The sequence below is a fragment of the Bradyrhizobium sp. Rc3b genome (assembly GCF_900114915.1).
Taxonomy (GTDB): domain Bacteria; phylum Pseudomonadota; class Alphaproteobacteria; order Rhizobiales; family Xanthobacteraceae; genus Bradyrhizobium.
In genome coordinates, this window is the sequence record NZ_FOUS01000002.1 from 341,850 (window position 1) to 355,627 (window position 13,778).

A 13,778-nucleotide genomic window follows, 5' to 3' on the forward strand; every position below is an offset into this window, starting at 1 on the left:
GACTCCCCCTCACCCGAACTTGCGCATCGCGCAAATTCGACCTCTCCCGCGCAAGCGGGGAGAGGTGAACCAAGACCCGCGTGCCGCGGCATGCAACACCAACCCGGACCGCCGATGGCCTTTTACGTCGTACAGTTTCTGACCGGTCTCGCCAGCGCGGCGTCGCTGTTCCTGGTGGCCTCGGGCCTGTCGATCATCTTCGGCGTGACGCGGATCGTGAATTTCGCGCATGGCGCCTTCTACATGATCGGCGCCTACATCGCCTTCACGCTGACGGAGCGCCTGTCGGGTGCCTTCGGCTTCTGGGGCGGCATCGTGCTCGCGGCGATTGCCGTGGCGCTGATCGGTGTGCTGGTCGAGATGGTGCTGCTCCGGCGCATCTATCACGCGCCGGAGCTGTTCCAGCTGCTCGCAACCTTCGGCCTGACCTTGATGGTCGAGGATCTCGTGGTGCTGATCTGGGGGCCTGACGATCTCGTCGGCCGTCGTGCGCCCGGATTCAAGGGGGCGATCGATTTCTTCGGCCAGAACATCCCGAGCTACGACCTGTTCCTGATCGTGCTGGGCCCCGTCGTGCTCGGCATTCTCTGGCTGCTGTTCCAGCGCACGCGCTGGGGCGTTTTGGTGCGCGCGGCGACGCAGGACCGCGACATGGTCGCAGCCCTCGGCGTCAATCAGAAATGGCTGTTCACGTCCGTGTTCGCGGTCGGTGTCTTCCTCGCCGCGCTGGGCGGCGCGCTTCAGATCCCGCGCGATGCCGTGCATCACGCGATGGATCTGCGCATCATCGTCGAAGTCTTCGTCGTGGTCGTGATCGGCGGCCTCGGCAGCATCGTCGGCGCGTTCGTCGCGGCGGTGCTGGTCTCCGAGCTCAATGCCTTCGGCATCCTGATCTTCCCGAAGATCTCCATCATCCTGGTCTTCCTGGTGATGGCGGTGGTGCTGATCGTGCGCCCCTGGGGCCTATTCGGCAAGCCGGAGGCGCCCGCGCGCAAGACGCCCGGTCTCACCGTCAATCCGTGGCGGCCGCTGACGCAGAACGAGCGGCTGATGGCGCTTGCCGCGCTCGTGATTGCAGCGACGCTGCCGCTGTTCGCCGGTAACTACGCGCTGACCGTCGGCTCGGAGATCGCGATCTTCGTCATCTTCGCCGTCAGCCTGCACTTCCTGATGTCGGTCGGTGGGCTCGCGTCCTTCGGCCATGCCGCTTATTTTGGCCTCGGCGCCTATGGCGTCGCTTTCCTCGCCAAGATGGCGGGGCTGCCGATGATCGTGTGCCTGCTGCTCGGGCCGTTGCTCGGCTGCATGGGCGCCGCCGTGTTCGGCTTCTTCGCCGTGCAGCTCTCCGGCGTCTACTTCGCCATGCTGACGCTCGCCTTCGCGCAGATCGTCTGGTCGATCGCGTTCCAATGGGTGAGCGTCACCGGCGGCGACAACGGCATCTTGGGCGTCTGGCCGGAAAAATGGGCGGCGAGCCCGTCGCACTTCTACTGGTTGGCGCTCGGCGTTGCTACGCTGGTGACCATCGCGCTGCGGGCGATGGTGTTCTCGCCATTCGGCTACGCGCTAAGGGCGACGCGCGACTCTTTGCTGCGCACCGAGGCGATCGGCATCAATGCCAAGCGCATCCAGTGGACGGCCTTCGTGATCGCAGGGACGACCGCCGGCATCGGCGGCGCGCTGTTTGCCTACCTCAAGGGCAGTGTCTTCCCAGACAATCTCGGCATTTCGCTCTCGGTCGATGCGCTGGTGATGGTGCTGCTCGGCGGTGTCGAGACGGTGTCCGGCGCGGTGATCGGCGCCATCGTCTACAAGGCCTTGAACATCTGGCTGGTCAGCCAGACCGATTTGTCGAAGCTCGTGCTCGGCGGCTTCATCATGTTGATCGTCGTCGTCTTCCCCAAGGGCATTGTCGGCATGCTGGAGATGCTGGCGCAGCGCCGCAGGAAGGCATCGCCGCCGGGGTCTCCCTTGCTTGCCAAGCCGATCGAGTCTGCCGAATGAGTGTTGCACCTCCACTTCTCGCCGTTGAAGGCTTGACCAAATCGTATGGCGGCATCCACGCCGTGCGCGGCGTGTCGTTCTCGCTGCGAGCCGGCGAGATTCTGGCGCTGATCGGGCCGAACGGCGCGGGAAAAAGCACCTGCTTCGACATGCTCAACGGCCAGAACAAGCCCGATACCGGCCATGTTCGCCTGCTCGGTGAAGAGATCACGGGCAGGAAGCCGCGGGAGGTCTGGCGGCTCGGCGTCGGGCGCACCTTCCAGATCACCGCGACCTTCGCCACCATGACCGTGCGCGAGAACGTGCAGGTCGCACTAATTTCGCACGGCAAGCAGCTGTTCAATCTGTTCGGTTCGGCACCGAAGTTCGACCGCGGCGAGGCCGGCCGTCTGCTCGAATTGGTCGGCATGGGCGGCTATGCCGATCGGCCCTGCGGTGAGCTTGCGTATGGCGACCTCAAGCGCCTCGAGCTTGCGGTGGCGCTCGCCAACCAGCCCAAGCTGCTGTTGATGGACGAGCCGACCGCCGGCATGGCGCCGCGCGAACGGGTCGACCTGATGCGGCTGACCGCGAGCATTGCGCGGGAGAAATCGATCGGCGTGCTCTTCACCGAGCACGACATGGACGTGGTGTTCGAGCACGCCGACCGCATCATCGTGTTGAATCGAGGGACGTTGATCGCCGAGGGCACGCCAGCCGAGGTGCGCGGCAATCCGCAGGTGCAGGCGGTCTATCTCGGCGAGGGCCTGGTCTACGATGCCCGCCATCGCGAGGGAGCATCAACATGAAGCTCACCGTCGAGGGCCTCAACAGCCATTATGGCCCGGCGCATATCCTGTTCGACATCGGCTTCGAGGTCGGCGAGGGCGAGGTGGTTGCGCTGCTCGGGCGCAACGGTGCCGGCAAGTCGACGACGTTCCGCTCGATCGTCGGCCTGGTCGCGCAACGAACCGGCCGCATCATGTTCGAGGGCAAGGACGTCTCGGCCAAGCCGACCCACGAGATCGTGCGCGAGGGGCTCGGCTATGTGCCGGAGGAGCGCCGGATATTCACCGACCTGACCGTCGAGGAAAATCTCGAAGTGGGCAAGCAGCCCAAGCGTCCGAACGCGCCGCATTGGACGCGCGAAAAGCTGTTCGCGCTGTTTCCAAATCTCGGCGAGATGAAGAACCGTCCCGGCGGCCGCATGAGCGGCGGCGAGCAGCAGATGCTGACGATTGCGCGCACGCTGATGGGCAATCCGTCGCTGGTGCTGCTGGACGAGCCCTCGGAGGGCCTGTCGCCGAAGATCGTGGAGCAGATGGTCGACGCCATCCTGACCATGAAGAAGGAGGGCGTCAGCATCGTCGTCTCCGAGCAGAATCTGCATTTCGCGCGGTTGATTTCCGATCGCGCCTACATCATCGAGCGCGGCCGCATCTGCTTCGGCGGCACCATGGCCGAGCTCGACGCGCGTCCGGATATCCGCGACGCGCATCTGTCGTTGTGAGAGGCGGGGGACGGATGGCGAGAAGTGTCGCGGTGAAGAAGGGCGTCAAACCGGCAAAACCGCCTTATGTGCTCGACGAGCAGGTCGGTTTCATCCTGCGCCAGGTCTGGCAGCGCCACAGCTCGATCTTCTCCCGCGATATCGGCACCAATTTGACGCCGACGCAGTGGGCGGCATTGTCGAAGCTCGCCGAGACCGGGCCGTGCTCGCAGAACCAGCTCGGCCGGCTGACGGCGATGGACGTCGCGACGATCAAGGGCGTGATCGATCGGCTCACGGCGCGTGGCCTGACCGAGACCAGCCAGGATCCCGAGGACGGTCGGCGGCTGCTGGTCAGCCTGACGCGCGCCGGTCAGCAGCTTTCGGAGAAGGTCGCGCCGAACGCGCTCGCCATCACCCGCGAGACGCTGGCGCCGCTCGACACGAAAGAGCGCGAGATGCTGATGACGCTGTTGAACAAGCTGCGGTGAGGGTGCCGTAGGCGGTCTCGTAGGGTGGGCAAAGGCGCGAAGCGCCGTGCCCACCACTTCTCAATGGTGGCACGCTTCCGCCGTCGCTCTTCGAGCTATGGCGGACAAGTCGCTTTGCCCACCCTACGGCAGTTGAACAAGGTGCGGGCACGGGCGACTAACCTCGATAAAGGACTTGTCGAGGTATTAGTTATGAGAGTCGCCACGAAATTTGTAATGCTCCTCACTCTCAGTGCGGCGCTGGCGGGCAGTTGCGCGCCTGCCTTTGCCGCGCAGCCCTACGAGGGCTTCTGGGCGTCCACCAAAAAAGACTGCCGCGATGACGACAGCCCCAACCGCATGAGCATCGAAGGCGGCAATCGCCTCTACTGGTACGAGACGCGCTGCCGCGCCAGCGAGATCGCCGCCGACGGAAAGCTCGGCTGGAAGATGAAGCTCGCTTGCGAAGGCGAGGGCGAGAAGTTTCGCTCCAATCCCCGGGTCTCCATCGCCGTGGACGGCAAGCTGGTGATGGACAACGGACCGGTCGGGCAGGCCAAGCGCCAGACCTATGTGCGATGTGAGATCACGAAGAAGCGCTGATCTTGAATGCTTACGTCTTGCCCGGCCATTTGGCGCGGTAGCGGATTTCGCTGCCGTCGGCGAGCCGCCGCCAGGTCCCGAACCCCGGCGTATGCGGCGCCCGGGCCGTCAAGTCGATCGGATAGATTCGGCTCGGTTGGCCCTCGATATTGACAGCGAGCTGCCGGTGCGAGGTTCGAAACGCGAGCTCGACTTCGCCTGCGATGACGGGCTGGTCGCCGTCACGATAGAAGGCGGCCGGGGTCACTTCGCCCGGCATCGTGTTGAGGTCGGTCTGCAATTCGATGGTGATGCCCTGGGCCGATGTCGGCACCGCGACCCCGGCCGGAAAACGGACCTCAAATACGAGCAGGGGATTGCCGCCGTTCCGGTTGAGCCATGGCGTCGCAGTCGCATAGGCGTAGGCGACGTAGATGCCGATCCCGGCGACGCAGAGCAGGACGACGACGCCGAGAGACTTCAGGCTGTTGCGCGCGATGCTGCCATTGCCTGCGTCGTGGCCTGAACGCCTCACCAGCCAGTTGGCAAACACAGCGCCGGCGATCGCGCCGATGGGGGAGTAAACGAACAGGCCCAATAGACCCGAGGTGATCGGGTCCGCGCGGTTGCCGAAATCGAACAGGGAAAACAGCACAAAGATCGCGACATAGCCCGCCACCGCGCCAGCAACGCCGACGGCTATTCGCGATGAGTTCTTCATGTTTCCCTCGATCGTCCAGCAATGAAATGCCGCCGCCGGGGGCTGCCTGCGTTAGACGCAGCAGGTCGCAGACTTGTTCAACGCCATCGAGGGGCGATGCCGAGCGGTGTGCCGCTCCGTCTGCGTCACTTCGCCACCACCTCCGGCACTTTCCCCGCGGGCGGCGTGTTCCGGCTGCGCTGGGTGCGCACGATGCCGTCGATGATAGTCATGCCGATGCCCGGGAGGTCGCCGAGCTGGACGCTCTCCAGGATGTTCTTGCCTGGCGAGTGTTGGGCCTTGTCCATGATGACGAAGTCGGCGGAACGGCCGACTTCAATGAGGCCGCAATCGAGCTCGCGCATCCGGGCGGTGTTGCCGGTGGCGAGACAGAACGCAAGCTCGGCCGGCAGCTCGCCGAGCGAGGACAGCATCGAGACCATGCGCAAAATGCCGAGCGGCTGCACGCCGGAGCCGGCGGGCGCGTCGGTACCGAGGATGACCCGGTGCAGATCGCCCATCTCGCGCGCGGTGCGCAGCGTGAACAGAGCGGAGCGCTCGTTGCCGTTATGCACGAGCTCGAGGCCGCGCTTGCAGCCCTCGCAGATGCAGCGGATCTGATCGTCGGGCAGGGCGGTGTGACCGCCGTTGATGTGGCCGACCACGTCGGTATCGGCCTCCAGCACCACGTCCTTGTCGATCAGGCCGGAGCCGGGGATCGAGGGGCCGCCGGTGTGGATGGTGCTCTGGATGCCGTATTTGCGTGCCCAGCCGACCATCTTGCGTGCAGTGGGACCGTCCTTGACGCCGCCGAGGCCGACCTCGCCGAGCAGCTTGACGCCGGCGGCGGCCAGCTCCTTGAAGTCCTCCTCGACCATCTCGCATTCGATCACCGGCGCACCGGCGTGAACCTTCACGCCGCCGGGGCGCAAATTCCAGAATGCGCGCTGCGCAAAGATCGCCATCGCCTTCAGCCCGACGACGTCGCGGGGGCGGCCGGGCATGTGCACCTCGCCGGCGGAGATCATGGTGGTAACGCCGCCGTGGAGGTTGCTGTCGATCCACCCGATCTGGTTCTGACGCGGCGTCCAGTCGCCCGCCACAGGGTGGACGTGGCTGTCGATCAGGCCCGGCGCGACCGTGGTCCCGTTGGCCTCGACGATCGTGGTCGCGCCTTCGATGTCGATGTCCTTGAAGCGGCCGATCGCGGTGATCTTGCCGTTCTCGGCGACGATGGTGTCGCCATCCAGGATCGGCTTTTCCAGGGCGCCGGACAGGATCAGGCCGATATTCCGGATCACGAGCTTCGAGGGTCCGGTGGCCTGGGGTGCGTCATGCGCCATGGAAGGGGCTCCTTATTCCTAACTGCAACGCTTTCGATCTTGGGCAGCCTTGACCGCGGGATCAAGCAGGATTATTCATTAGTATACGAATGATCGTGTACAAACGACGCATAGCTGCCCGCCTCGGAACCGCATTGGAAGCGACAGGGAAGGTGAGATGAGCAATTTCAACCAGGAAAGCGTTTTGAGCGTCCACCACTGGACCGATACGCTGTTCTCCTTCAAGACCACGCGCAGCCCGACTTTCCGCTTCCGCAACGGCGAATTCACCATGATCGGGCTCAAGGTCGGCGAGAAGCCGCTGCTGCGGGCCTACAGCGTCGCCAGCGCCAATTACGAGGACACGCTGGAGTTCTTCTCGATCAAGGTGCCGGACGGTCCGCTGACCTCGCGGCTCCAGCATTTGAGGGAAGGCGACGAGATCATCGTCAGCCGCAAGGCCACCGGCACGCTGGTGATCGACAATCTGGAGGAGGGGCGCAACCTCTACCTCATCGGCACCGGCACGGGCCTTGCGCCGTTCCTGAGCGTGATCAAGGACCCCGAGACCTATGAGCGGTTCGAGAAGGTCGTGCTGTTGCATGGCTGCCGGCACGTCAAGGAGCTCGCCTATGGCGAGATGATCACCGAGACGCTGCCGAAGGACGAACTGATCGGCGAGTACATTCAGAATCAGCTGATCTATTATCCGACCGTGACGCGTGATCCCTTCCGCAACCGCGGCCGCATCACCGACCTCATCACCACAGGCAAGCTGTTCGCCGATATTGGCCTGCCGGCGCTGGAGGCCGCCCACGACCGCGTCATGATTTGCGGCAGCCCGGCACTGGTCGCTGATACCCGCGTGCTCCTGGGTGAGCGCGGCTTTATCGAGGGCAATCACGGCGAGCCGGCCCAATTCGTGGTCGAAAAGGCCTTTGCCGAGCGCTAACGCGCAATTCTAGCTTGAGAAGACCGCATTTTCGCCGCGTGGGGCCCGTTGCGGCGCCGATTCGGCGCTTGATACACTGTGGGAACGAATCAGCGGAGTTCCCACATGGTTGCGGACAGCGACAGCAACATCGCCTGGCACCGGGTCCAGTTGAAGAAGAACCGCGCCGAGTTGAAGGCGCTGGAGACGGCGCGCTTTACGATGGGCGAGATCGCCTCCTCGAAGCGGAACGGCCAGACCCAGAAGGCGATCGCGGAACTCAAGCGCAAGATCGTCCAGTCCGAGCGCGTGATCGCCGATCACGACAAGCGCACGCGCCGTCCGCTCGGCACCGACATGCAGAGCCTCAGCAACGGCAGTTGGAGCCATTGGGACGCCTATACCAACCAGCAGCAGCGCAAGACCGGCCAGCGCTCGCCGGGGCGTGGATAGATCGCCGTCTCCTCGCGCGGGTTCCGACTTGCGGGTTGGCCCGCGCATACCATCTGGGTGAGACGCCAACAATCACTCCGGTGATCCCATGACAGCGCGCCTCGATTTTACCAGCGAGGCCTTCTTTCGCGATCCGCCCAAGGCGATCGCGGCGTTGCGCATGTCCGGTCCTCTCGTCGCGACGCGATTTCCTCTGGTCGGCGATGTCTGGATCACCACGACCCATGACGCGACGGCTCAGGTGCTGAAGGACGGCGCTACCTTCACGCTGCGCAAGGAGGATGGCGACGTTGCGGCTCTGCGCTGGTGGATGCCGAGCTTCGTCAGAACCATCGCCAACAACATGCTGACGATGGACGAGCCTGACCATACCAGGCTCCGCAGCATCGTGGACGAGGCCTTTCGCCGTCGTGCCATCGTCGCGATGGAGCCGCGCATCCGTGCCATTGCCGACGGCCTGGCCGACGAGCTGTTCGCGGAGGGACGGCCAGCCGATCTAATCCAGCGCTACGCGCGCATCCTGCCGCTCGCAGTGATCTCCGAGCTTCTGGGATTGCCTCTGGCCGACCGGCCCAAATTCATCGCCTGGGGCAACGCGATGTCCTCGCTGACGAATGTCGTCAGCTTCTTCCGCTTGCTGTGGGCGTTCCGAAAGATGCGGAGCTACCTGGAGCAGCAATTGCAGGCCGCGCGCGTGCAGGGCGGCGAAGGCCTGATCGCCGAACTGGTCCAGGTCGAGCGCGAGGGTGCCCGGATCACGCCGGATGAAATGGTCTCGATGGTGTTTCTGCTGCTTGCAGCCGGCTCTGAGACGACCACGCATCTCATCAGCGGTTCCGCCTACGAGCTGCTCAGAAGTCCTGGCCTCCGCAATTGGCTGGAGCAGGATTGGAGCCGCGCCGGTCTCGCCGTCGAGGAGTTCCTGCGTTTCGTCTCCCCGGTGCAATTTTCAAAACCGCGCTATGTGCGGCGGGACGTCGAGGTCGAAGGCGTGCGTCTGAAGAAGGGCGACCGTGTCATGGTGATGCTCGCCGCCGCCAATATGGATCCGGCGATGCATGATCGTCCCGAAAGCCTCGATCTCGAGCGCAAGCCGAACCGTCACCTCTCGTTCGGGACGGGAATCCATTTCTGCCTCGGCCATCAGCTTGCGCGGATCGAGGCGGCCTGCGCGCTGGAAGCGCTGTTCGTGCGCTGGCCGAAACTTGGTCTGGCCGTCGACCCCTCGCAGATCCATTGGCGCAAGCGCCCGGGGATTCGCATGATTGCGAAGCTTCCCGTCACGGCCGAGATCCACGGAACATTTGCCGCTGCGGCGCCAGCGATGGCTGATCGTTCTCCCGTGCGGGCGGAGTGAAGCTCTCTCCTTCGGCAAATCGTCGCTGACCATGATCCGCTCGGAACGGCCTGCGGCGCTTGCTGTTGTCCACCGGGACCTGAGGCACGCGACGGAACAGTTCCGGGCCCAGAAGTCCCATCTCTCGAAGAGGTTGGATCATGACCAGCAAAATGCCGAATGTTCCGCCGGCCAATCAGAGCCGGAAGGGAACTGGCGACACCAAGCAAACATCGGCCGATCAGACTCCGCGCGGTCAGCAGCGCGCGGAAAATCCGGACCAACAGGGACAGCAAGGCAACATCAGGCAGAACACGACCAATCAGGGATACCAGCAAGACCGTTGAGGAGGCGACATTCATGTCGACATCCACCAAGACACCCAACAGTATTCGCCAGGGCGGCCCCGGCGCATCGCATGAGAACGCGAAGGCGCCGCTGGAAGTGAAGAAGCCGCCTGCGGACGATGAGCAGCGAAGCCACAGCCGCGTCTCCGGTGGTGGAGGCGAGCAGGATTCCCATCACCGCCACGATGCGGCCGGCAAGGGCGGCGGCAGATAGACCACAGCAGCCGCCGCGACCAATGCCGGTACAACGGACCTACCGAGCCAAGAGGAGAGACTGATGCCAAGTGGGCACGGCAGCAAGACGCACTTCAGATCCGGCATGCATGGCAAGGGCGACGGCACCGGTGCATTGACCGATGTGCCCAAGGAGAAGATCGGCGATAACATGGTCCTGTCCAACCGCGACAAGGCCCAGCATTCGGACATTCGCGGCATGGACGGCAAGTCCATTCAGACCGAACAGTATCAGGATCACGCAGCCAACCGGCTCGACGAGACGCCGGAGACTGATGAGACCTGAGAGGGGCGTTCCTCCCGCTGAACTCGCGGACCGGTCTTCAGCCGGTCCGCTTTTTTGTCGGCACGAGGTCGCGCTCCCAGCCGAACACGGAGCGGCCGTCGAGGTCGGGTGAGGCCGCACGCTCGCCGGCGATATAGGTCTCGACCGACGGGCCGCGCGCGGTGCGTTCCAGCCGACGCGCCTGGTCGTCGAGGCGCCTGATCGCCTGCATCTCTTCGTCACGTCCGAGCTTGGCGCTCTGGATCGCGCCCTTCAGCACGCGAATGGTCTCGTCGTAGACCTTGATCGGGACAGGGTAGGGATGCCGATCCTTGCCGCCATGGGCGAGCGAGAAGCGCGCGGGATCCTTGAAGCGATAGGGCGCGCCGTGCACGACCTCGGCGACCATCGCCAGTGAGCGCACGGTGCGCGCGCCGACGCCGGGCGTCAGCAGCAGCTCCGGGAAATCGATCGGGCCGCGCTCGGCGGCTGCGGCGAGGGTGCCGTGCAGGCGCCGCGCGAACACATCCTTCGGCCGGACATCGTGATGCGCGGGCATGATCAGATGCGGCAGCATGGCCTGCGCAGGCTCAGGCGCAGTCCCGGTGAGCCGCTCGAATTCAGTGAGGATGCGATCGGGGCCGAGATCGCTGAGGAGCTCGAGCTGCGCGTTGCGCGAGACATCGGCGCGGTGGTCGGTCAGATTGACGATCTCGCCTTGTTGCGGACCGTCGATCGCGCTGTGCGGCGTATCGACAAAGCTCTTCAGCGCCTCGGAATGCCAGTGATAGCGGCGGGCCTGCCGCTTGTCGCCGTTCATGCCCTGCTGCACCACCGTCCATTTGCCGTCGGCGGTCACGAAGAAGCCGTGGAGATAGAGATCGAAGCCGTCCTGCACGGCCGCGCTGTCGACCTTCGCCACCAGGCGGCTGGCGCGGGTCAGCTTTGCGCCGTCGAATCCGACGCGGTCGCCGAGCTGCATCAACTCGTCCGGCGTCTTGCGCGAATGCTGGCCGCGTCCGCCACAGACATAGATGCCAAGCTCATCCTGAAGCGGCCCGAGCCCGCGCTTCAGCGCGCCGATTACGGATGTGGTGATGCCGGAGGAGTGCCAGTCCATTCCCATCACGGCGCCGAACGACTGGAACCAGAATGGATGCGACAGCCGCTGAAGAAACGCATCGCGGCCGTAATGATGCACGATCGCCTGCGTGACGATCGATCCGAGCGAAGCCATGCGGCTCGCAAGCCACGGCGGAACCCGCCCGGTGTGCAAGGGAAGATCGGCGCTGCCGGTACGTCTGGTCATCGTGCCCCTAAATTAGCGCAGTTCGGCGACGGTTGCATCTGCGGAATGCTGCGTTGCACGAGAGAGGGGAGCCAAGCCGGCCGGGAGGCGTTGAGCGGGCTACGCAAATGCAATGACGGGGACAATCGATGAATCTGCAGGCCCTGATGGCCGACATCGACAGGATGTTCGGCTGGATACCGTCGTGGTTTGTCGGCCTCGGTCTGGTTCTCGGCGCGATCTTGCTTGCGCTGTTCGTCTACCGGGTCGCCGTATGGCTGCTCGCGCGCGCCTTCGGAACCCGCCTTCCGCTGCTGAGCGTATTCATCGATCGCACCGCGGGCCCGGCCCAACTGGCGCTTTGCCTGGCGGCCGTCGCATTGGTCCTGCCGCTTGCCCCGCTCGACGACATGATCCGCACGCCGCTGATGCGCCTGTTCGTCGTGGCCGTCATCGCCCTGATCGGCTGGATCTCGATCCGGGTCGTGGACATGAGCGCGGCGCGGTACTTGCAGAATTTCCGCGATGTCACCGAGAATTTCGTCGCGCGCAAGCACGTCACGCAAGTTCGCGTGTTCAAGCGGGTCACCGATACCATCATCGTCGTCATTACGGTGTCCACCGCGCTGATGACGTTCGATTCGGTGAGGCAATACGGCGTCAGCCTGTTCGCCTCCGCCGGCGCGGCCGGCATCATCGTCGGTCTTGCCGCACGGCCGCTGCTCAGCAACCTGATCGCCGGCCTGCAGATTGCGATCACGCAGCCGATCCGCATCGAGGATGCCGTGATCATCGAGAACGAATGGGGCTGGGTGGAGGACATCGCCTCGACCTATGTCGTGATCCGGCTGTGGGACTGGCGCCGCATGGTGGTACCGCTGTCCTACTTCATCGAAAAGCCGTTCCAGAACTGGACCCGCGACACCGCCTCCCTGATCGGCGTGATCGCGCTGCACGTCGATTATCGCGCCGACGTGCCGCGCATCCGGCGTTGGCTGGAGGATGCCGTGAAGCAGTCCAAGCTCTGGGATGGCGCGGTGGTCAATCTCCAGGTGATCGACGCGGACTCCCGGACCATCGAGCTACGTGCGCTGGTCAGCGCAAGAAACGCGCCGCAATCCTGGGACCTGCGCTGCGAGATCAGGGAAAAGCTCGTCGCCTTCATCCGCGACGAGATGCCGGAGGCGCTGCCGCGCGAGCGCGCGATCCTGATCCCGTCGGCCGACGATGATGCCGATCTCCTGCGGCCCGTCGCGCGGCCGGAGAAGATGCGGGCGAGCGCGCATAATTGACCGTCCGAGCGATCAGCGGGCGCCGACCACGGCCGCGCCAGCCTGGCGGTCGGAGCGCGGTCGCCGCTTGCGCAGTTTACGTCGGGCCCAGATCAGGAGACCGGTCGACAGCAGCGTGAGCAGCGCGATCGACGTCACCACATTGAGCGACGAGGCGATCAGGGCCGACCAGTTTCCCTCATGGATCAGGCGCGGCCAATTGCGTGGCAGTGGCGTGACCTCCGATGAATTGACGGCATAGGCGCGTAGTTCTCCTCCGTCATAGATTCGCGCCATCATGTGGCCACCGCGCATACCGATCGAGATCACGTGCGTGAGATCGTGGGAGGCCGCGACCATGCGTATCGCGTCGGGCAGGGCGAGGGGACGGCCGCTGCCGGCCGGAACGCCTCCGCTCTGAAACGTCAGGCCGAACGCCATGCACAGGCCGGTCAGCGGGCTCAACAGGACGAGCGGCAGCGCGAACCAGGCCGTGCCCTTGTGCCATCCGGAGAGCGTGTTGCGCAGCCGCGGCAGTCCCATGAGGCTGCCGAGCAGGATCAGGATGACCATGGCGATGGTCGAGCTTGTCACCAGCCACGCCTGGCCGAGCAGCCGTTCATGCGTGATCCGCGCCCACCGGAAGAGATCGGTCGGGCCGGAGCTGGCCGCAGCGGGTGCGCCGGTCACGAGGTCGATGGCCGGCGCGCCGGAGCCTTGCAGCGTCATCCGCTGGCTAGCCGCATTGATCGAAAGCCCGCGCGCCTTGTTGTGTGCATCGTACGTCTTCACCAGCTCGACGACGCGCGCGGCATCGATCGCCGGACCGCCGATGCCATTGACTTGCATCAGCGGCTCGAACGCCAGGATCAGGCCGGTGGTGATGATCGCGAACAGGGGAAGCGCAAAGACCAGCGTGATCCAGCGATGGAGTGTCAACAACAGGGGTTTGTTCATTCTTCGGTCTCCGGCGATCTTGGCACTGGTCGCCTAGCGCAGCCCCGAAGACAAATGACGCTTTGTCCACCTTGCCGCGTTGATTTGCAGCAAATGGACGCGAGGCTATCGCGATGCTGCGATCGCCAATCGTTCGCAGGTTTTCGAGAG

16 protein-coding genes are annotated in these 13,778 nt (G+C 64.6%); 12 read left to right on the forward strand and 4 right to left on the reverse strand.

Features of this window, described 5'->3' with window-relative positions:
• The first annotated feature begins 114 nt into the window (after window positions 1-114).
• The 5 genes from BM190_RS05095 (at window position 115) to BM190_RS05115 (ending at window position 4,545) form a co-directional block, all read left to right on the forward strand.
• Window positions 115-2,004, forward strand: a complete 1,890-nt coding sequence (locus BM190_RS05095) for an ABC transporter permease (protein WP_092252474.1) — start codon at window positions 115-117, stop codon at window positions 2,002-2,004.
• On the forward strand, window positions 2,001-2,792 hold the full coding sequence (locus BM190_RS05100; RefSeq protein ID WP_018320973.1) for an ABC transporter ATP-binding protein: 792 nt from the start codon (window positions 2,001-2,003) through the stop codon (window positions 2,790-2,792). Before BM190_RS05095 ends, BM190_RS05100 begins: the two co-directional genes overlap by 4 nt.
• The gene (locus tag BM190_RS05105) at window positions 2,789-3,493 is read left to right on the forward strand and encodes an ABC transporter ATP-binding protein (RefSeq protein WP_018320974.1); all 705 of its coding nucleotides are present in this window, start codon (window positions 2,789-2,791) and stop codon (window positions 3,491-3,493) included. Before BM190_RS05100 ends, BM190_RS05105 begins: the two co-directional genes overlap by 4 nt.
• Window positions 3,494-3,507: 14 nt before the next feature.
• On the forward strand, window positions 3,508-3,963 hold the full coding sequence (locus tag BM190_RS05110; protein WP_092252476.1) for a MarR family winged helix-turn-helix transcriptional regulator: 456 nt from the start codon (window positions 3,508-3,510) through the stop codon (window positions 3,961-3,963).
• 192 nt (window positions 3,964-4,155) lie between these two features.
• Window positions 4,156-4,545: a hypothetical protein gene (locus tag BM190_RS05115; protein WP_092252478.1), complete on the forward strand. Its 390-nt coding sequence runs from the start codon at window positions 4,156-4,158 to the stop codon at window positions 4,543-4,545.
• A gap of 10 nt (window positions 4,546-4,555) precedes the next feature.
• Here the strand turns inward: BM190_RS05115 and BM190_RS05120 are convergent, their stop codons facing one another.
• On the reverse strand, window positions 4,556-5,245 hold the full coding sequence (locus BM190_RS05120) for a hypothetical protein (RefSeq protein ID WP_092252480.1): 690 nt from the start codon (window positions 5,243-5,245) through the stop codon (window positions 4,556-4,558).
• A gap of 125 nt (window positions 5,246-5,370) precedes the next feature.
• Entirely contained in the window at window positions 5,371-6,567 is a 1,197-nt protein-coding gene (locus BM190_RS05125; protein WP_018320978.1) for an amidohydrolase family protein, read from the reverse strand.
• A gap of 157 nt (window positions 6,568-6,724) precedes the next feature.
• Here BM190_RS05125 and BM190_RS05130 point away from each other — a divergent pair, with 157 nt between their 5' ends.
• From BM190_RS05130 to BM190_RS05155, 6 genes are all read left to right on the forward strand, one after another.
• Entirely contained in the window at window positions 6,725-7,498 is a 774-nt protein-coding gene (locus BM190_RS05130) for a ferredoxin--NADP reductase (protein WP_092252482.1), read from the forward strand.
• Window positions 7,499-7,603: 105 nt separating this feature from the next.
• Window positions 7,604-7,930, forward strand: coding sequence for a hypothetical protein (locus BM190_RS05135; RefSeq protein WP_092252484.1), 327 nt, complete (start codon window positions 7,604-7,606; stop codon window positions 7,928-7,930).
• An 88-nt stretch (window positions 7,931-8,018) separates the two neighbouring features.
• The gene (locus BM190_RS05140) at window positions 8,019-9,287 is read left to right on the forward strand and encodes a cytochrome P450 (RefSeq protein ID WP_092252486.1); all 1,269 of its coding nucleotides are present in this window, start codon (window positions 8,019-8,021) and stop codon (window positions 9,285-9,287) included.
• A 140-nt stretch (window positions 9,288-9,427) separates the two neighbouring features.
• The gene (locus BM190_RS05145) at window positions 9,428-9,613 is read left to right on the forward strand and encodes a hypothetical protein (protein ID WP_092252488.1); all 186 of its coding nucleotides are present in this window, start codon (window positions 9,428-9,430) and stop codon (window positions 9,611-9,613) included.
• Window positions 9,614-9,626: 13 nt separating this feature from the next.
• On the forward strand, window positions 9,627-9,827 hold the full coding sequence (locus tag BM190_RS05150; RefSeq protein WP_018320983.1) for a hypothetical protein: 201 nt from the start codon (window positions 9,627-9,629) through the stop codon (window positions 9,825-9,827).
• Between the two features lie 63 nt (window positions 9,828-9,890).
• Window positions 9,891-10,133 carry a hypothetical protein gene (locus tag BM190_RS05155; RefSeq protein WP_092252490.1) on the forward strand — a complete coding sequence of 81 codons (243 nt, stop codon included), beginning with the start codon at window positions 9,891-9,893 and terminating at the stop codon, window positions 10,131-10,133.
• Between the two features lie 37 nt (window positions 10,134-10,170).
• Here BM190_RS05155 and BM190_RS05160 read toward each other — a convergent pair whose 3' ends face one another.
• Window positions 10,171-11,421 (reverse strand): DUF763 domain-containing protein, encoded by a 1,251-nt coding sequence (locus tag BM190_RS05160; RefSeq protein WP_092252492.1) that lies wholly within the window; start codon window positions 11,419-11,421, stop codon window positions 10,171-10,173.
• A 128-nt stretch (window positions 11,422-11,549) separates the two neighbouring features.
• Here BM190_RS05160 and BM190_RS05165 point away from each other — a divergent pair, with 128 nt between their 5' ends.
• Entirely contained in the window at window positions 11,550-12,692 is a 1,143-nt protein-coding gene (locus tag BM190_RS05165; RefSeq protein WP_092252494.1) for a mechanosensitive ion channel family protein, read from the forward strand.
• A 12-nt stretch (window positions 12,693-12,704) separates the two neighbouring features.
• On the opposite strand, the gene BM190_RS05170 is transcribed toward BM190_RS05165, so the two are convergent.
• A complete protein-coding gene (locus tag BM190_RS05170; RefSeq protein WP_092252496.1) occupies window positions 12,705-13,628 on the reverse strand; it encodes a PepSY domain-containing protein in 924 nt (307 codons plus the stop codon).
• Between the last annotated feature and the right edge of the window lie 150 nt (window positions 13,629-13,778).